We start from the raw sequence: 19,089 nt of genomic DNA, 5'->3' as shown, positions 1-19,089 counted from the left end.
AATCCAATGAAAGTGATTGTAACTATAAACTCTTTTATTGGTCCAACCGATTTTATTCACTGTCATTTACATTCCACACTTGTTCTTGCGTAGAAGATCCGCCGAGTAATTTATGGAACGAACTGATTTTTTTAAAATCGTCAGAAAGTCCTTCCGATACCGCGACGCCATAGATGCCGGTCTTTAATAGTTCGGAAACATCTTCTAATTGAATATCGCCAAATGCAAAAATGGGTGTCTCTGTGTAAATTGCTTCCATAATTGTGGTGTATTCTGCTAGACTTACTCTTGGCGCTGAGGTTTGTCCCGATGTGGTTAATTTATAAGGTCCTAAGCCAATATAGTCCACTTTTTTATCTAAAAGGCGTTTGCAATCTTCAAGAGTATGTGCTGCGCCTCCAACAATTTGCCATGAAAATAAGTGTTCTCTAATGTCCAATGGGCAAGCCTCTGAATTTTCAAAATATACCCCGTCGGCTTTAACTGTTTTGGCAATGTGATAATAGTCGCTAATAATCAAACGGGTGTGGTACATTCCCGTGATTTCCCTTGTTTGTTCGGCAGTTTTTAAAACTGTAGCCTCATCCATGTTTTGAAGGCGCAATTCCACCAACTCAACGCCAGACGTACACGCTTCTTTTATGTTGCTTAAATGTTGTTCAGGACTATCACCTTGCGAGATGTAATGTAACTTGGGAATGTTGTTCATAATCATAATCTTTTAAGGTGAATGGATGATATTCTTTGAAAATTGCAACATTTAATGATGTTGATTTTTAGTTTTAAGCGACTAATTTTTCTTTGGTAATCTTATCTACGACTAAAGAAATGGCACCATCGCCAGTAACATTACAGGCAGTTCCGAAACTATCCATGGCAATATATAGAGCAATCATTAAACCAATCATTTCTTCATTGAAACCTAACATCGATTGTAGGATGCCGACAGCTGCCATAATTGCGCCTCCAGGAACGCCAGGGGCAGCAACCATTGCGATGGCTAACATAAAAATGAAGCCTGCAAAAAGCGTGAAGCTAAACGGAATACCTTGTAAAATCATTAAAGCCATCGCACAAGCGGTAATTTTCATGATACTTCCAGATAAATGAATGGTCGCACATAAAGGAATAACGAAACCAGCAATTTTTTCTGATACTCCATTTTTTAACGTTTGTTCTAGCGTCACCGGAATTGTTGCAGCGGAAGATTGTGTGCCTAAAGCCGTAAAATAAGCCGGCATCATCGTGGCTAAAAGTTTGATTGGATTTTTCTTGGTAAGTGCTCCTGCAATGGTGTATTGCAGTAATAAGAGTAAAATATGTAAAGCGAATATAACGCCGATAATGCTGACAAACACCTTTAATATGGAGAACACTTGTCCGCTAAAGGCCATGCTTGCAAAAATGCCTAAAATAAAAAGTGGTAAAAGCGGCACAATAACCTTTTCTATGAGTTGCATGATGATCTTTTCGAAATCTTTAACCACCAGTTTTAAGCTTGATTTTTCTTGAAATGATAATCCTAAACCAACCACAAAAGCGAATACCAAAGCCGTCATAACATCTAATAAAGGCGGAATCGTTATACTAAAATACGGGGTAAGCTCACGCCCGGAATCGGTCACTTGGGCAACATCGTTGACATGCGATTCTAAAAGTTGTGGGAATATGCTGGAAGCCGTAAAGTAAGTCATAAACCCAGAAAACAAGGTGGATCCGTAGGCAATGGCAGCAGTAATTAAAAGCAGTTTGCCGGCACCTTTTCCTAAGTCAGAAATGGCAGGCATAATTAATCCCATAATTATTAATGGAATAGAAAAACTTAAAAACTGTCCGAAAAACGCATTAAAGGTGGTGAATATTCGGTTTACGGATTCAGGCAAATACAGCCCGAAAACTATTCCTAATACGATGGCCAAAAAAACTTTAAAGAGTAAGTTCGAAAATAAATGCTTCATTATGAATGTAGGTTATCAAAAGACATGCGCAGTCTTTTTATAGATTATTTTTAAGTTCGCTAATATACAGCCATTGATAAGAATGACCATTTTATGAAACTCATTTTTTTATATAGAGCGCGTGTTGACCTCAACTTAAGAGTGCTTTCACTGAGTCCTTCTATTTACTTAAACACTGATTTCTAGAAGTACTCTTGCATTTTTCTGTAATTTCGCAGTCTCAAATATTTTAAATCACCACAAGACCACGACATGATGCCAATAGAAAACATTCCTGAAATCTATTTTCAGAATCAGAATAAACCGCAAGATCTGTTTGTTTATGATTTTAAAATGACGAGTGATGTGGTTAAGAGTAAGGTTAATTTGAGCATGAATATGTTTAGTTTTCTTCAGGTTGGGAAAAAACAAGTGCATTTTGCAAATACATCAGTAGCGGTAAACAACAAACAGTCGCTATTACTGAAGAAAGGAAATTGGCTATGGACAGAGTTGTTGGATACAGATGCGATTTATTATTGTAAACTCTTTTTCTTTTCTGAAAGTAAACTGACTGAATTTTTGAGTAAATACACTAATAATGTAAAGCCCTATCAAGAGGAAGTGCCTTATTTTGTGATTGAAAATGATGATTATCTTGCTGCTTTTATAACGTCTTTATCTTCAGATACTTTTACAAATCATAGTTTTAGTGATGCGCTGTTAGTATTGAAATTTGAGGAAATTATGCTCTATCTGCTTAATAAATATGGCAGCCATTTTGAACATTATTTGCATTCGTTAATATCGAAAGAAGTCTCTCCCTTTAAAAACATTGTTGAAAGCAATGTGCATTCTAATTTGAAATTGGAAGAAATTGCATTTTTATGCAATATGAGTCTGTCAACTTTTAAACGACACTTTACTAATGAATATAACGAACCACCAGGAAAATGGCTTCAGGATAAACGGCTTCAAAAAGCGAAGGAGCTGTTGCAGGGAGGCGAATTAAAAGCGTCTGATATTTATTTAGATATCGGCTATAACAATCTGTCTAATTTTAGTGTAGCCTTTAAAAACAAGTTTGGATTGAGTCCAACGGAGATTTAGGATATCATCCTTTTTAGTTAATTATTCCCCATGAAAAGACATAAAGCCGCAAGGTTTTTTATGATTATTACTGTTGTGATTGTTCAAATTATATTTTTGACCATGATTGCAAAAGAGAAATATGATGCAGGCAATTTTGCAGCAATTGTATCGCTCGTCCTTATTATATTGACCTTATTGTTTGGCTACAAGTACCTGGATTTGCATCATGAAGATTACGAATATGAACGGTTTTCAGTAGCCATTTGGGTGCCCATTGGAGCCGTGATGTGTTATCTGTTACATAGTTCTACGGATTTGGGAAGTGTCATTTCTGCGACAATGATTGGGGTTTTGGCTTCATTTATCCCGCTTATAAATAAAGAATCTGAATATTTTTCAAAAGTACCCATTGCCATTTACTGTGGTGTTTTTGTGGGCATGTCCAGCTTAGAAATAGCCCCTTCAATTTATCTTGTAATAGCTGGCGGACTTGTATCCGGACTATTTTATATGCTTTCTAAAAATTTATTTGTGGGCATGGGAGGGAAGCTGGGAACCATTGCTTTTGGAGGTGTTGTTGTCGTCGCATTAATCAATTGGATCTCATGAATATTTTCGTAATTGTCATTTTTGGAATCCTTGGGGGCATACTAACCTTTTATGCCAGTCAACAGTTTAAGTGGAGTACCGTAAGATCATCAGCCTTACTATCATTAGTTGTGGCGTTGTTTTTTTATTGGTGTCCGGAGCTGTTAAACGCATATCTAACAAAAAACATTCCTGTAGTGTTTTTCGGGACCTCTTTTATTGGGATGGTTTCTTCTAAACTGAAGGTGGGCTATTTCCGTTTGGCTGTTGCTGGAACTATCTTTAGTTTAATCTATATGAACAAGAGCCATTTCTTCGAAGGTTTTGGTGGAGCACTTGGTGCCTTAGCCTTTATTTCATTGCTTGCAACTATGGGATTCTATGACCTATTGCTGCGTAATGCTAAAATTAAAAGCAGCGTTATGGTATTAAGAAAAAAGATACTAAACACGAAAGCATAATGGTTAATTAAACCTCTGAGCTCCTTTACGATACCGCTCTTTTATTAGTCCACATAAAGTCCATAAAACATCCTTAAATATTTTGCTTATCAATTAAGTATCTGAAAAACAGTATTTTGTATCTATTTCAAGGTAATTTTATTTTGCTTTTATTCACATTGAACTTTTTTCATAAGTTATTGAACCGTATCAATAAATAGAAGGGAGAGAAGCCGACATACATTTGCAGTGTAATTACACAACGGTTGTTTTGCAAGCATAAATCAAGAATTAAAATTAAAACTATATAATTATGGCAAATGTAACAAAACCTGTATTCAAAGAAAGATACGGGAACTTTATTGGTGGTAAGTTCGTAGCACCTGTAAAAGGTCAGTATTTCGATAATGTATCTCCAGTAGACGGTAAAGTATTCACTCAAGCAGCACGCTCAACACAAGAAGATATTGATCTTGCGCTAGATGCAGCTCACGAAGCGTTCCCATCTTGGAGCACCTCTTCCGCTACAGAACGTAGTAATGCGTTATTGAAAATCGCTCAGGTAATGGAAGACAACTTCGAATACCTTGCAACTTTAGAAACTATTGACAACGGTAAACCAATCCGTGAGTCACGTGCAGCAGATATCCCTTACTGTATTGATCACTTCCGTTATTTCGCAGGTGTTATCCGTGCAGACGAAGGATCAATTTCTGAACACGATAAAGATACCGTAAGTATCGTATTGCACGAACCTATTGGTGTGGTTGGTGAAATCATCCCTTGGAATTTCCCAATGTTAATGTTAGCTTGGAAAATTGCTCCAGCATTGGCGGCAGGTTGTACAGCGGTTGTAAAACCAGCAGAGCAAACGCCGACTAGTGTTATTGCTTTAATGGAACTTATTGGTGATATTTTACCAGCAGGTGTATTGAACATCGTCACTGGATTTGGTGCAGAAGCTGGTGCAGCATTAGCTACATCTAAGCGTATTGCTAAACTTTCTTTCACAGGTTCTACAGAAACTGGTCGTAAAGTTTTGCATAACGCAGCAGAAAACATCATTCCTGTAACCATGGAATTGGGTGGTAAATCTCCTAACATTTTCTTCCCATCGGTAGCCGATCAAGACGATGAATTCTATAGCAAAGCTATTGAAGGCGCGTTAATGTTCGCACTTAACCAAGGTGAGATTTGTACAGCCCCAACGCGTATTTTAGTGCACGAAGATATTGCTGACGATTTCATCGTAAGAATGCAAGAACGTTTGAGAAAAATTAAAACAGGAAACCCATTAGATCCTGAAACAATGATTGGTTCTCAAGTGTCGAAAGCACAATACGAAAAAATCTTAGGCTACATCAATATTGGTAAAGAAGAAGGCGCTGAAGTATTAGCTGGTGGTGACGCTGGTAACTACGAAGGTGAACTTTCTGAAGGATATTACATCCAACCTACCGTATTAAAAGGTGATAACAACATGCGTGTGTTCCAGGAAGAAATTTTTGGCCCAGTAGTAGCTTTAACAACATTCAGTTCTACTGAAGAAGCTATCGCTATAGCAAACGATACGCCTTACGGATTAGGTGCTGGTGTTTGGTCTCGTGACGCTCACGAATTATACCAAGTTCCACGTGCTATCCAAGCTGGTAGAGTTTGGGTAAACCAATACCATACGTATCCTGCTCACGCTCCTTTTGGTGGTGTGAAAGAATCAGGATTTGGTCGTGAAAACCATAAAATGGCTTTAGATCATTACCGTGTTGTAAAAAACATGTTGATCTCTTACGACAAGAAACCTATGGGATTCTTTTAGTCAAAACTTGATCAGATAAGTTTATAATACAAAACCCCAGCAGATGCTGGGGTTTTGTTGTTTCATTGATGTTGGTGTCTACCAACCTAAGAAAATCATTCCTGCGCCACAGATGGCAATCGTTGCGCCTGCTATGGCAGTCATATATTTTTCGAAGAAATCTGTTTTTATTAATTTAAATCCATAATGCCCTAAAACCACCATCATTACCATCATTAATAAGGTGAAGAATAAAAAGACCCCAGTAATAAGATAAATGCCATAAGTAGAATTCATAATGGCAGGATAGGTAAGTAGGGGAATCATAGGTTCACAAGGTCCCAACAAAAAGATGATGAACATGACCCATGGCGTTACTTTGCGTCGTTCCGTTGGCATGACTGGTCCCTGACCGTGTTTATGCTCATATACATACACATCGCCACTATCATACACGTCAAAATGTTTGTGTTTTTTATTTCTATAAACTTGATATATTCCAATTAATAGAAAGACAATTCCAAATAGGAATAATGCCCAGGCAGCCCAACCGCCTCTTACTTCTTCAAACCAGGTCAGTTTGTTTAATGAAAATCCTAGAGCCACACCTCCCAAAGCCAAGAGCACGGAACTCATGACATGGCCAGTGCCACAAACGACAGTCCAAAAAATAGTGCGTCTGAGGGTCCAATTTTTAGCTTTTCCTATGGCAATAAAAGGGATATAATGATCTGGCCCTGTTAAGGTATGAAGCACGCTAATGGATATAGCGGCCATTAATAATACATTTAATTCTGATTCCATTCTTATACTAACTTGAGCTCTATTTCCTTTTTGCGTAGAGCGTTTGCGTGTTTGTCTAATTGTTTTTGAATTTTTTTTAAGGCTGAAAAAAGCTGTTCTCCGGAATTACCCAAAACTCTTAAAGCGCAAGCGTCTTCTGAAAGTTGTGATACTCCAAATAGAATATCTTCTTCCTCGGCCAACACTGTGGATATAAATGCCATCCGTTCTTTTGCTGAATGAAAGGGATCAATACTTACAAAATTGGCTTGGTAGGTGAACGTTTCATATTGTCCAAGGGTCTTAAAATCTACGGCAGATGGTTTTAGATATAAATTGTCTTTATAAAATAATTTCCCTTCGCGATAAATTTCCGTCAGACTGCTATATTTCGTAAAAGCGAAGGATTCGCCATTAAGCTTTCGGCCACAGGCCAATATTTCTCCCCAAATAAGCACACTGTTTTTAGCGAGATTAATGTTGTTTTTACTTTCAAAAATAGCGCCTTTATGTGGTACGGAAGGATGTGGCACATGGCTGAAGTAAGCATGTTCTTCAATAACTACCTTCATTTCCTGTCGTGCGCCATCAGGCGTGTCGTACACCCGTTGGTAGGATTGTGTTTGTAGATTTAGCAAGGTATTGGTCTTAACGTTTATTTCAATTTTATAATCATCCAGATTAAAAAAGCCTGGTGAAGAGCTCATAATCATCACTTCCATTAAAGGGTTGGTTTTATCCTCACGAATTTCAACCACGTTAAATGGCGGCGTAAAATAGGTGTCCTTTAAAATGGTGCGCTCTTGGTACAAGCCGGTTTCAATACTGTATTGCCCCATACCTTAATATTGTAATGCTGGTTCTGGAGCTTCTTCTTCAATTAAGGCGTATTTTTTAATCCAATTGATGACATCTTCTAATCCGTCGCCTCTCATCAAATCGGTAAAGACGAAAGGTGCCCCTTGGCGCATTCTGCTGGAATCGGCACGCATTACTTCAAGATCCGCATTGACATATGGTGCTAAATCTGTTTTGTTAATAACCAATAAATCGGAGCGTGTAATTCCGGGGCCTCCTTTTCGTGGAATTTTCTCGCCTTCAGCCACTGAAATCACAAAAATGGTGACATCTGCTAAATTTGGACTGAAGGTTGCCGATAGGTTATCTCCGCCGCTTTCGATAAAAACAATTTCTATTTCTGGGTGACGGTTGACCATCTCATCTACAGCCTCTAAATTCATACTTGCATCTTCCCGAATGGCTGTATGCGGACAGCCACCCGTTTCGACACCAATAATACGATCGGCTGGTAATAAGGAGTTTTTTGTTAAGTATTCCGCATCTTCCTTTGTGTAAATATCATTGGTGATGACACCGATACTATAGTCTTTAGCTATTTTATGGGATAATTTTTCAATTAAAGCGGTTTTCCCTGAGCCTACAGGTCCGGCTACTCCTATTTTTATATATGTTCTCTCTGACATTTTATATTTTGTTTTTATTTACTTTAAAATCCATTTTGTAAATAGTTGTACTTCTTAAATCTTGACCTCATTCCTCATTCCTCATTCCTCATTCCTCATACCTAACACCTAGCACCTCATACCTAATCCCTTTTTTAAGACATATAGAGTCGTGAATACAAGGTTTCGTGTTGCATGCATCTGATGTCAAATGCTGGGTTGCATAAGCCGCGCATCTCTTCGTCTAAGGTTAAGGTGTCGTCCACAAGGGTGGCAATTAAATCGTGCATGTTGTACAAGATTTCCTGTCCATCCATTTGCCCCAAGGGGACCATTTTTACACTATTCGTCACCATATTAACCGCGGCGTTGTAATAAAATGCACTGAGTACCGATTTGATTTCAGCACCTAAAAGAGCGGTAATCATTCCGAAAACTATTGCATAGTGGCCAGGAGTTTCTTTGTTTTTCACTTTTTCGAAAAAGGAATGCATCAATTCATAATCGTGTAGCCGCACGTAAATTTTAAGCAATCGCATGCCTAATTTTGAACTGCCATCACGGACTTCCATAGGTGTTTTTAAGGCGTGCGACTCGTTGTCCAACTCTAAAAGTGCTTCTAGATTTTGTTCTGTTCCGTATTTAAATGCATCACGGACAAAAAGCCCATCATTGTATTTGTAATTATAAATGAGCATATTTTCTACAAATTCACGCGTTGTGTCCACATCCTTCACCACTTTTTGCTGAATATAGGTTTCCAATCCGTTGGAATGCGAATACCCACCAATTGGCAACGTCGGATCTGAAATATGCAGCAACTCCAATAGAACCCTTTGTTTGTTGTGTGTCATATTCATTATTGTTTTGTGGTGAGGTCTAAAATTCTTGAAAATAGGGAAGGTGTATCACTTGCATGCGAATGGCCAACGTTGGCTTTTAACATGTTCAACAGTTTGCAATGTCTCTTCTCTACGATATAACCTGTCGCTTCCAGCAGACGTTCCAAAGGTTTTTCATAAGGAACCAAAACTTTCTCCTCTTGAATAAAAATAGGCAAGTGCTTGTTTCCTATTTCATAACAAACCGTACCCATTTCCACAATATTTCTTGGTGTTACCTGAATGCTATCGCAAGGCAACACATCTACAACCACCACACTTGTATCATCCTCCAAAAGAATATCCCCTTGGTGAAGCCGCTGTCCTTCCTTTAGGAATTTGATCGCCACCTCGCGACCATGTTCTGTTCTTTTCCGCATGATGCGTTTGGTCATTTCAAACCATTCCAGATGTAGTGTGTCTACCGTTTTGTTTCCTATGGGGTAAGATTCTATGTTTCCAATAACTTCTTTACAAAGCATATGAGCATTTCGTTTTAAAATAAAAATACGCAACGATTATGCGACGTTGCGTAGCTTTAAATTCCTATTAAAATAAAAAATAACGTTGTGCTAAAGGCACCACATCAATTGGGTCGCAGGTTACTTTTACGCCATCTACTTTTACTTCGTAGGTTTCTGGATTGACTTCAATTAAAGGTGTTTTATCGTTATGGATTAAATCCTTTTTAGAAATACTTCTGCAATTGGTAACGGCGAATAATTGTTTTTTGAGTCCGTATTTTTCTTTAATATTATTGTTCATTGCGGCTTTAGATACGAAAGTGGCGCAGGTTTTATGTACGGCAGCTCCTAGAGCGCCAAACATTGGGCGCATCATAATAGGTTGTGGTGTAGGGATTGATCCGTTTGGGTCTCCCATTTTACTGGCAATTGCCATACCTCCTTTAACAATCATTTCTGGTTTGGCTCCAAACAAGGCAGGTTTCCATAATACAAAATCGGCCATTTTACCTGGTTCAATAGACCCAACGTGTTGCGAAATACCGTGAGCAATTGCTGGGTTGATGGTGTATTTCGCTACATAACGTTTCGCACGGAAATTATCTGCCTTCATTTTTTTGTCCTCTTCCAAAAAACCTTGTTGAATCTTGTTTTTATGAGCTGTTTGCCAGGTTCTTGAAATGGTTTCACCCACACGTCCCATGGCTTGGGAGTCGGAACTCATAATACTGAAAACGCCCATATCGTGAAGTCGGTCTTCAGCAGCAATAGTTTCTGGTCTAATTCTAGAATCAGCAAAAGCGACATCCTCAGGAATGTTTTTACTTAAATGGTGACACACCATCAGCATATCTAAATGCTCATCAATCGTGTTTTTGGTGAAAGGTCGCGTCGGATTTGTTGATGCTGGCAACACATTCGGATACATTGCTGCTTTAATAATGTCTGGAGCGTGGCCACCGCCTGCGCCCTCGGTATGGAAGGTGTGGATGGTTCTACCGTTTATGGCGTCCATAGTATCTTCTAAAAATCCTGCTTCATTTAAAGTGTCAGAATGCAAAGCAATTTGAATATCATATTCATCTGCTACTTGTAACGATGCGTGAATTACCGATGGTGTTGCTCCCCAGTCTTCATGCACCTTCAACCCTAAAACACCTGCTTCCACCTGTTCTTTTAAAGGTGCTAAAAATGAACAGTTTCCTTTTCCGAAGAAGCCTAAATTCATTGGTAAATCATCTGTAGCTTGTAGCATTCGTTCTATATTCCAAGCGCCAGGTGTTACTGTGGTAGCGTTGGTGCCATCAAAGGGCCCTGTTCCGCCACCAATCATGGTAGTAATTCCGCTAAAAAGCGCGTGTTCAATTTGTTGTGGAGAAAGAAAATGGATGTGTGTATCTATGCCTCCAGGAGTCGCAATAAGATTTTCACCAGCATGCACTTCAGTCGAGGCGCCAATAATCATGTTTGGATCTACATTTTCCATGGTATCTGGGTTTCCAGCTTTACCGACACCCACTATTTTACCATCCTTAATACCAATATCTCCTTTAACAATTCCCCAGTGGTCTAAAACAATGCAGTTTAAAATCACTAAATCCAAAACGCCACTATCACGAGTTGCTGTACTGGATTGCGCCATGCCATCACGAACCGTTTTTCCGCCACCAAATTTATTTTCCTCACCATAGAAAGTATAGTCCTTTTCTATTTCAATAAAAAGTTCGGTGTCTCCCAATCTTATTTTATCGCCAACGGTTGGTCCGTACATATTGGCATACTTAATTCTGTCGATTTTAAAACTCATGACTTTTTGTTTTTGAAGGATTCGCGTTCTACATTTAGCATTGCTCTCTTTAAGTTTTGAGGATTCATGGTGTCTCCAATAGCAAGATTGTTCAGTCCGAAGGAGTTGCGTTTTCCGCCTAAACTGATAAGTTCTATTTTGGTTGCTTCTCCCGGTTCAAAACGAACGGCTGTTCCTGATGGAATATTTAATCGGTAGCCAAACGTCTTTTCACGGTCGAATTCCATCTCTCTATTCACTTCAAAAAAGTGATAGTGGGACCCAACCTGAATCGGTCTATCGCCCTTATTGATAACCTTTAATTTGATAGCTTTTCGGAAGGGATTGCATACAATATCTTCTTTCTTCAATATATATTCACCTGGTATCATAGTTTATAAATTAAGGTTAACGAATAGGATTATGGACGGTTACCAGCTTGGTACCGTCGGGAAATGTTGCTTCAATTTGTACATCGTGAATCATTTCGGGAACGCCTTCCATAACATCATCTCGCGTTAAATAGGTGGCGCCTTCTTGCATTAAAGAGGCAACGGATTTGCCATCTCGTGCAGCTTCCTGTAGTCTGTTGCTGATTAATGCTATAGATTCTGGGTAGTTTAATTTCAGGCCTCGAGCTTTGCGTTTTTCGGCGAGTTCACCCGCCATGAAGATGAGAAGTTTCTCTGTTTCTCTAGCTGTTAAATGCATAGGTGCTATATTTAAGGGTTAATGTGTATTGGTGCTAAATGAATCCTTTTAATCGTATTAGAATCTGAATTAAGCTTTTACTCTTAGTGAGGTCATCGATAAAATGACTTAAGTGTTTATTAGTTGTTTAAGGTGTCATACTGGATCAAGTAAAAATTAACCATATCTAAATATCGATACAGACTACAGCTAATGTGCGAAATCGCAAAGCTGTTTCTTAGGTAGAATTGACAGTAGTGTATGGGTTCGCGTTAGCAACCCAATAAATAGCACTAGTGATATGATTTGAAAGTATGAAATCACAAACCTGTCAATAAACTATTATATTTTGAATGCTGTATTGAAACAAATTTAACACATTTATGAGTGTTATGTGTTCTTATTTATTTAAAATTTAATGATAATGTTAAGTTTACGAATGTTATGTTGAAAGAATTTAACCGTAATTGAATTGTATTTTAGAGGTTTAGATAATAAAAACAATTAATAGGCCTCATAGCGATGGAGGCGTATTGATGGAAATGTAGAGGTTCGGGAATGTTATTTTGGATGATTGAATCAGAATCATGCACCAGAAGTTTGTGGCTATTGTTTTTCTGGAGATGAAAGAAGGAGCGAGGAATAGTAAGCAATCACTTCTTTTTTAGGCGATTCCGTAGCATACATAACACACCAATTTCTTCTTTGGATAGGTTTTCGGCTTTCTTAAGCAATCGAGTGATTTCTGTTTCGAAATATTGCAAGGTTCGGCCTTGCGTATAATCTTCAATTATTCTTGGATCGATATAAGAACTTCGGGCTACGGAAGGCGTATTACCAAGGCGTTCTGATACACGGTTGACGGCCTCTTTTATATTTTTATCTAATGCTTTCTGATCTTTCTTGTCCACAACACCCAATTCGTCCAAAGCAATGGCGGCAATCATAGTCCCGGCCCACGTTCTAAAATCCTTTGCGGAAAAATCCTCGCCCATGACCTCGCGTATATAGGCATTTAAGTCATCACTTTTTACATCTATAATGTTGTCATCATCATCAAGGTATTTGAACACCTCATAGCCCTGCATGTCATCAATTTGTTGTACGATGGCCGCTAACTTTTTATCAATAATGTGTTTTTCTTGTTCTTGGCCAGATTTTCCTCTGTATTTGAATATAATTTCATCCCCATCTATAGTGAGGTGTTTATGCCGTAATGTGGTTAACCCGTAGGTGGCATTTTCTTTGGAATAGGTTTCAGAGCCAGGTCTAAAAAACGCCGATTCTAATAACCTAAGCATCGTAGCCATCACTTTGTCTCGGTTCAGTTTTCGCTTTCTAAGATGTTGGCCCGTAACCCTGCGCATGTGCTCTAATTGATCGGCGAATTCAATAATGCGGTCGAATTTTTTGGAATTCTGCAGTTCTCTGTATTTGGGGTGATAGATGTATTGCTTTCGATCTTTATCATCGCGACCAGTAACCAATAAATCAGCTTTTCTATTTTCTGAAATTTCAACCTTAGTCCAAGCTGGAGGGATCACAAGCGACTTTATCCAATTGCGGGTATCCAAATCTGTAATAGTCTTACCGTTTTGGTCTTGATAAGTGAACCCTTTTCCACGTTTTTTTCTGTAATACATAGCCACGTATTTTAATTTAAAAGTAGCTTAATAAAATCAGGAGTAGATTCTCTATTCAGCTATTTGTTAATCAATATGATAAATGTTACTCATGAAATTCTGTAGGAGATAAAATGGATTTTGGAAAGACACCTTTTTGCTTTAGTGTAGGAAGTTTGAATTATCAACCATCATCTAATAGTTGACATGAGACGCTATAAGATGGTGATAACGGAGTACTATGGACAAATGCAGCTGTAATCTTTAAATTACACAGCCCAATTGAAAAGGATGTGTTTTATTTTGATTAAATTTACTAAAATCAGATTTTTATGAAAAATATACTTGTCGCTGTAGACCGTCCAAAATATGCCAATCAATTAACCGTTCCTGCGGTGCAGCTTGCCAAGCTTACTGGGGGCAAGATTTGGATCATCCATGTTTCGGCAGCCAACCCGACAGATTTACTGAGTCGTGAAGCGGGACCTCAATACATCTATGATAAACGAACAGAAGACAATCAGAAATCCGCTGAATTGATCAAGCAATTAGCATTAGATGTTGTAGCTCAATACAATGTGCAAGCAGAAGGTATCCTGATTGAAGGGTCAATGGTTAAGTCGATAAAAAAGATTGTTAAGGAGCAGAATATTGACCTCATTGTGGCGGGTCATAAAAAGAGAAATTTGATTTTGGAACTGTTCACTGAAAACAAGAAAAAAGATTTGATTGATGAACTTCAAATTCCTTTGTTAGCGATTCCTTTAGTGGAAGTTAAATAGAAGGACAGCCATTCAGAGCCATAAACTCCAATAATGGGTAATATATCAATAGGTTGATAGCGATAGATTAACGACACTTTCAGCTAAATGCAAATGTCAGGTTGAGCGCAGTCGAAACCTTTATAACCTAAAAATTTCAACTGCTCTCAACGACATTATAAATTAGTTGCTTTTGAGGAATCGATTAGTTGACAATTCTCCAAATTGAACCATTTTTCGTAGTCAATTTTTCCAATGCTCCTGTGTTGGATAGTTCGTTTAGTTGTTGTTCGCTTTCGGCTCTAGGAGTTCCAGACAGTTCCGAAAACTCTTTTGCTGTAAGCGAATGGTAGGTGGAGAAGAGTGCTTCCCAGTTTTTACTGTATTCGCTTTTCTTTACATTAGGATTAAGTTTTAGAATGGCCATTTCGTAGTACACATACGGTTTTGTTCCGTAAACGAATTCTTTATTTCCGGCCTCATCCAAGAAGAACATCGTTGGAAATCCTCTCACGCCCAATTCTCTTCCTAATGTCAAATCTTCTTGAAATAATGCCTTTGCAGGACCTTCAAAATCTGACTTAAGTTGGTCTATATTAAGATCTGCTTTTTTAGCGGCATTTTCAATATGTTCCCATTTGGTAATATTTTTCTTTTCTAAAAATACCAATTTTCTAATTTCTCTTAAAAACAGAATTGCTTTGTCCTGATCCTGCATTTGTGCGGCCTTAAATGCAATGGATGGTGGATAAGAGGAGTCCAAAGGATCTTCTAACCATAAATCGCCATCAATAGGCATGTCGTAATAAACACTCACTTCGTCCCAATGGTGTGCTACATCTGAAGGTTTTCCGATGCCGCCACTGTTGTAGCTCCAATCTGGCAATAAACCGCCCATTCTATAATCGATTTCAACCGCATCACCATATTCTAACTTTAGTTTACGCAATTGTGGCTCAATTCCCCAGCAAGAAGAACAGATAGGATCAGTATAGTAAATAATTTTCACTGATTTTTTAGTAGACTTTACAGAGCTTTGAGGTGCTGTGTCTGTAGTGCCTTCTGTTGTTTCACACATTCCGGTTTCTATATCGCATAATAGCGGATTGGTTTGTTTTTCCATTTTATATATCGTTTTAATCTTGGATGTTTAATGATTCTTATAGTGTTTTTAAAAATACATGTAGTGTAATACCTACGTTTTTATAGGTTTACAATGTATTGAAATTTCAACCCCTCAAGATACTGAATTTAGGGTAAGTTTTATAATGATTGCGCCGATTTAAGATTTATTTATGACCTTTCGATGTCCTTAATTTGATAGGTAGAAAGGGCTCGGCAAAGACCTTTAAAAAACCATTGTATAAGGATGATGTTGAGGGTTATATTCTACAATGCCACTATATTTTTAATCGGAGGTTTCTTTTTTCTAAAACGCCTACAAGTAGAATGATGACTAATGAAAATAATAAGGATTTTAGTATGCCCAAGAGGCCATCTGTTAATGGCGTTGGCCACTGAAATCCTGTCAACGCTATAATAGGATAGATGAAAAAAGGCATTAGGTAACATGTTAGTGTGCTTGTTCCCGCTGGCTTTATAGGTTGAGTCCAATTGTAGATTCCTAATACATCAACAAGAAGATATAATGCAACGTAGGAAATTAAACTAATGCCAATACAAATGGATGTCCAGGAAGGTGTCGCTAAGATTTTCGAGATAATAAATTCAGGTCTTAAAAATAAACCAAAGCCTATAAAAAGAAGTCCTAATCCAAAGATTATGGAAAGAAATTGGAATTGAGGAAATGCATGTTTATTAAACTTCAGATAAAATATAGTGCAAAGTACGCCTGACATAATAAGCACATGATTGGAGGCGCTGATGACTAATTTAAATGCCGGAATACTTTCAAAATAGTGGTTTTCTTGGATGTTTAAAAAGAGCAAGCCTAAAAATATTACGATAAGATACCAGACTCTTTGTCCAAGGTAGAGGTAGAGTGCACTGTTGAGCAAATATGCCCAACCGATCAAGCCTAAAATTCCCCACCATCGGACTTGCATGCCTGTTAATTGTGGCGGACGACCACCTTGATAAATCCACGCTAAATACATTAGTAATAGCACGCCAATGGATTTTAAGCCCCAAACCAGACCTTTCTTAAATTTGGGAAGTCGCTTATAATCCATCCAGATGAGAAAGATTCCTAAAGCCATCATCATCTGCCAAATATTTTTATTTATTGGCATGTCGGTATCATAAATCACACCGTAATTAACCATGTAAAATCCCATGATTAGTAAAGCGGCTGTTCGTCCGCAAATATGGGCTAGAATGCTAATTTTGGAATCGCCTTTTTGAAGTCGGATATTGATGGCCAAAGGAATTGATAAGCCAACAATAAATAGGAACAATGGAAATATGACATCGGAAAACCCCATCCCGTCTTCAGTGGCTTCGGTATGGCCTAACCACACCGGGATTCCTGTTAAAGACCAAATGTCGTTTACAAAAATCATTAGGAACATCGTCAATGCTCGCAAGATATCTATAGTGCGGATTCTATTTGATTTCACATTAGTGGTCAAGCCGAAAGTTTAAAGTCGTTATATTTTTTTGTACTACTCTGATAGGGGTTAATGCTAAATATACATATTAGATGTTTCTAATTGTTACCGAGGATGAAGATAATTTTTTACATGGATATAATGATATGAACGTGAAGATTTATATGGCCTTTCACAATTTAATTCCTAATTCTGAACACCTGCTACAAATCTTTTGAGTTAACAAAATAGTTGTGAATCACAATCAAAAGCAAGAATTTTGCAAAATGAAAGCAGCAATTTACATGGAGAGCGAAAAGTTTATTTTCTGTCTCGAAGCCGTTCCGGATGTTGATAGTTCTGATGCCACTGAAGTAGTCAAAATTTTAGAAGACATTGCTATGCGACAAGGTATTGCTAGTATCTACAAAGCTTGTGATACCATCGAAAGTATGGAGGAGAGTTTAAGTACGTTGCTTTATGATGATCATAATTTTAAGGATTATGAAATTATCTACCTTGTATTGCCTGGGGAACCAAACACTATTCGTCTGAATGACTATTATTATAGTATGGAGGAAATCGCTGAACTTTTTGAAGGTAAAATGAAAGGAAAGGTGATTCATTTTGCGAATAGAAAGATGCTGGACCTTACCGATGAAGAATCGCAGTATTTTTTAGATGTTACAGGTGCGCGAGCCATATCGGGTTATGGTGTTGACGTCAGCGAAATTTCTAGTGCAAGTACGTTAGATAGGGTCTTTTTTAGTTTGTATCAAGATAATGATGACCTCAAGGAAGTGGTAGAGGAGTTGTTTCAAAAACATTATAGTCTCTGTAAGTTACTCGATTTTAGATTGTATTATTAATTGTTTCGGATTTCTTAAAGTAATTTTTACAGAAAAGGCACTCGCTTTTTATTGGGCAATTATTACTCCATTTAGGGCCATTCTTCTTTTTGAAGAAGTTATAAATTCGAATAAAGGATTTAATAATTTCTAAAAAAATAAGTTATGAGCACAAACAATGATAACCGTAATTATGATCGTGACTACGATCAGCAAGGAAACGATCGCGATCAAAACCAAAACCAAAGCCAGAATCAAGGCCAAAACCAAAACCAAGATTATTCATCACGTGATGAACACCGTGGCGGAAGGCAAAATGAAGAGCAACGAGACCGCTCAGGTAGCATGGACTCTCGCGATATTGAAAGTCGATGGATGGATATTGAAAGCGATTATAGAAGACGTCATACAAACCTTACGGATATGGATGTCAACTTTCGAGAGGGCGAATTTCATACGCTAACGGACCAGATTGCTAAACGTACCAACAGGACTCAGGATGAGGTTGTGGACGAAATTATAAACTGGCCGAATCATTAATCTAGAATATCAAAGGAATTTACAGTTACCCTGTTAAAGCATTTGCAACCTTTGATATAGAAACCCCATCTGATGAGATGGGGTTTTTTGTTTCTAGGTATTTTGTTCCTACTTTGTTTCGATTGCAAACTATGAAATTAAGGTTAAGGGATTTTATAGATTCAAAATATTAGCAATTGAGTTAATCGGACTGAGGTTTATGTCTTATCTTTTCTCTAAATAAAAAACTGTTATGAGCACAAAACCAAAAGATCCAGATAGAAACGATGATTACCAAACAATCGTCAGTTCAAATAAAGAGCCCGTTGGCGATTTGCAGAAAAAATGGGCGGAAATAAAGGATGACTTTATGCGTAAATACCCCAATGTAACTGAAAGAGATACCGACTACCTTTTAGGTGAATTTGATAAAATGTTATCTCATATTGCCACGCGTACCAAAAGAAGTACTGCAGAAGTCAGAAATGAAATTATGTATTGGGGTGTTTAACACCCCATTTCTCATAGTGCTTGGTATAGAATGCCTTACATTTGCTGGGCAGAAGTGATTTTAACTCTGCCTTCAGCATCCAATATGGAATAGCGGGAAATGTTATCGTTCAAAAAGGTTTTAAATTCATGCACGGGTTCTTTGGCAATTAACCAACATTACCTTTTGGATGAGTAAGTATATTGTCAAATTGGTAGGGTATAATGTGATTTCCGTAATGGGAAAAATTATGGGATTAAGCATTGCAACATGGGCACTGGAATGGTTATAGATAACTTTTCAGTCTAAATTATCAGCTAAAGGAGACTTCTAAATTTTTTCAGAAATCGCTAATTGATGTATCTTGCCAACTTATTAAAA

At 37.8% G+C, this 19,089-nt stretch carries 21 protein-coding genes; 8 read left to right on the top strand and 13 right to left on the bottom strand.

The genetic code is table 11. From position 1 onward, the window contains the following. Positions 1–52: 52 nt before the first annotated feature. Both Q0947_RS04450 and Q0947_RS04445 read right to left on the bottom strand, forming a co-directional pair. A complete protein-coding gene (locus tag Q0947_RS04450; protein ID WP_366915488.1) occupies positions 53–709 on the bottom strand; it encodes a thiamine phosphate synthase in 657 nt (218 codons plus the stop codon). 73 nt (positions 710–782) lie between these two features. Then, positions 783–1,958 (bottom strand): dicarboxylate/amino acid:cation symporter, encoded by a 1,176-nt coding sequence (locus tag Q0947_RS04445; protein ID WP_299392060.1) that lies wholly within the window; start codon positions 1,956–1,958, stop codon positions 783–785. Positions 1,959–2,213: 255 nt separating this feature from the next. On the opposite strand from Q0947_RS04445, the gene Q0947_RS04440 reads away from it, so the two are divergent. The 4 genes from Q0947_RS04440 to Q0947_RS04425 all read left to right on the top strand — a co-directional run bounded on the left by Q0947_RS04440 (position 2,214) and on the right by Q0947_RS04425 (position 5,873). Continuing rightward, on the top strand, positions 2,214–3,047 hold the full coding sequence (locus Q0947_RS04440; protein ID WP_299392806.1) for an AraC family transcriptional regulator: 834 nt from the start codon (positions 2,214–2,216) through the stop codon (positions 3,045–3,047). A gap of 30 nt (positions 3,048–3,077) precedes the next feature. Then, positions 3,078–3,638, top strand: a complete 561-nt coding sequence (locus Q0947_RS04435) for a hypothetical protein (protein WP_299392056.1) — start codon at positions 3,078–3,080, stop codon at positions 3,636–3,638. Beyond that, on the top strand, positions 3,635–4,078 hold the full coding sequence (locus tag Q0947_RS04430) for a hypothetical protein (RefSeq protein ID WP_299392053.1): 444 nt from the start codon (positions 3,635–3,637) through the stop codon (positions 4,076–4,078). Before Q0947_RS04435 ends, Q0947_RS04430 begins: the two co-directional genes overlap by 4 nt. A 292-nt stretch (positions 4,079–4,370) precedes the next feature. Then, a complete protein-coding gene (locus tag Q0947_RS04425) occupies positions 4,371–5,873 on the top strand; it encodes an aldehyde dehydrogenase family protein (RefSeq protein ID WP_299392049.1) in 1,503 nt (500 codons plus the stop codon). Positions 5,874–5,951: 78 nt separating this feature from the next. On the opposite strand, the gene Q0947_RS04420 is transcribed toward Q0947_RS04425, so the two are convergent. The 9 genes from Q0947_RS04420 to Q0947_RS04380 form a co-directional block, all read right to left on the bottom strand. Then, the gene (locus Q0947_RS04420; protein WP_299392046.1) at positions 5,952–6,656 is read right to left on the bottom strand and encodes a hypothetical protein; all 705 of its coding nucleotides are present in this window, start codon (positions 6,654–6,656) and stop codon (positions 5,952–5,954) included. Positions 6,657–6,658: 2 nt separating this feature from the next. Further along, entirely contained in the window at positions 6,659–7,474 is an 816-nt protein-coding gene (locus tag Q0947_RS04415) for an urease accessory protein UreD (RefSeq protein ID WP_299392041.1), read from the bottom strand. A gap of 3 nt (positions 7,475–7,477) precedes the next feature. Then, positions 7,478–8,119, bottom strand: a complete 642-nt coding sequence (ureG, locus tag Q0947_RS04410; protein WP_299392037.1) for an urease accessory protein UreG — start codon at positions 8,117–8,119, stop codon at positions 7,478–7,480. Positions 8,120–8,253: 134 nt separating this feature from the next. After that, entirely contained in the window at positions 8,254–8,952 is a 699-nt protein-coding gene (locus Q0947_RS04405; protein WP_133758452.1) for an urease accessory protein UreF, read from the bottom strand. Between the two features lie 5 nt (positions 8,953–8,957). Then, on the bottom strand, positions 8,958–9,461 hold the full coding sequence (ureE, locus tag Q0947_RS04400; protein ID WP_299392030.1) for an urease accessory protein UreE: 504 nt from the start codon (positions 9,459–9,461) through the stop codon (positions 8,958–8,960). 67 nt (positions 9,462–9,528) lie between these two features. Further along, positions 9,529–11,250: an urease subunit alpha gene (ureC, locus tag Q0947_RS04395; protein WP_299392027.1), complete on the bottom strand. Its 1,722-nt coding sequence runs from the start codon at positions 11,248–11,250 to the stop codon at positions 9,529–9,531. After that, positions 11,247–11,621 (bottom strand): urease subunit beta, encoded by a 375-nt coding sequence (locus Q0947_RS04390; RefSeq protein WP_299392022.1) that lies wholly within the window; start codon positions 11,619–11,621, stop codon positions 11,247–11,249. Before Q0947_RS04390 ends, ureC begins: the two co-directional genes overlap by 4 nt. Positions 11,622–11,637: 16 nt before the next feature. Next, on the bottom strand, positions 11,638–11,940 hold the full coding sequence (ureA, locus tag Q0947_RS04385; RefSeq protein WP_133758448.1) for an urease subunit gamma: 303 nt from the start codon (positions 11,938–11,940) through the stop codon (positions 11,638–11,640). Between the two features lie 632 nt (positions 11,941–12,572). Then, on the bottom strand, positions 12,573–13,562 hold the full coding sequence (locus tag Q0947_RS04380; RefSeq protein ID WP_299392010.1) for a DNA topoisomerase IB: 990 nt from the start codon (positions 13,560–13,562) through the stop codon (positions 12,573–12,575). Between the two features lie 311 nt (positions 13,563–13,873). On the opposite strand from Q0947_RS04380, the gene Q0947_RS04375 reads away from it, so the two are divergent. Next, positions 13,874–14,323, top strand: a complete 450-nt coding sequence (locus Q0947_RS04375) for a universal stress protein (RefSeq protein WP_299392007.1) — start codon at positions 13,874–13,876, stop codon at positions 14,321–14,323. Positions 14,324–14,507: 184 nt separating this feature from the next. On the opposite strand, the gene Q0947_RS04370 is transcribed toward Q0947_RS04375, so the two are convergent. After that, the gene (locus Q0947_RS04370; RefSeq protein WP_299392003.1) at positions 14,508–15,425 is read right to left on the bottom strand and encodes a DsbA family protein; all 918 of its coding nucleotides are present in this window, start codon (positions 15,423–15,425) and stop codon (positions 14,508–14,510) included. Between the two features lie 277 nt (positions 15,426–15,702). Further along, complete coding sequence (locus tag Q0947_RS04365) at positions 15,703–16,881, bottom strand: DUF5009 domain-containing protein (protein ID WP_299392802.1); 1,179 nt, start codon at positions 16,879–16,881, stop codon at positions 15,703–15,705. 275 nt (positions 16,882–17,156) lie between these two features. On the opposite strand from Q0947_RS04365, the gene Q0947_RS04360 reads away from it, so the two are divergent. The 3 genes from Q0947_RS04360 (at position 17,157) to Q0947_RS04350 (ending at position 18,729) form a co-directional block, all read left to right on the top strand. Next, the gene (locus tag Q0947_RS04360; protein ID WP_299392798.1) at positions 17,157–17,720 is read left to right on the top strand and encodes a DUF6642 family protein; all 564 of its coding nucleotides are present in this window, start codon (positions 17,157–17,159) and stop codon (positions 17,718–17,720) included. Positions 17,721–17,864: 144 nt separating this feature from the next. After that, positions 17,865–18,239 (top strand): hypothetical protein, encoded by a 375-nt coding sequence (locus tag Q0947_RS04355; protein WP_299391998.1) that lies wholly within the window; start codon positions 17,865–17,867, stop codon positions 18,237–18,239. A 232-nt stretch (positions 18,240–18,471) separates the two neighbouring features. Beyond that, the gene (locus tag Q0947_RS04350; protein ID WP_299391993.1) at positions 18,472–18,729 is read left to right on the top strand and encodes a hypothetical protein; all 258 of its coding nucleotides are present in this window, start codon (positions 18,472–18,474) and stop codon (positions 18,727–18,729) included. The last annotated feature ends 360 nt before the right edge of the window (positions 18,730–19,089 follow it).

It is taken from the genome of uncultured Gelidibacter sp., assembly GCF_947500795.1.
Classification (GTDB): domain Bacteria; phylum Bacteroidota; class Bacteroidia; order Flavobacteriales; family Flavobacteriaceae; genus Gelidibacter.
Note: the sequence above shows the minus strand (reverse complement) of the source record. Positions and strands in the feature narration are given on the sequence as shown.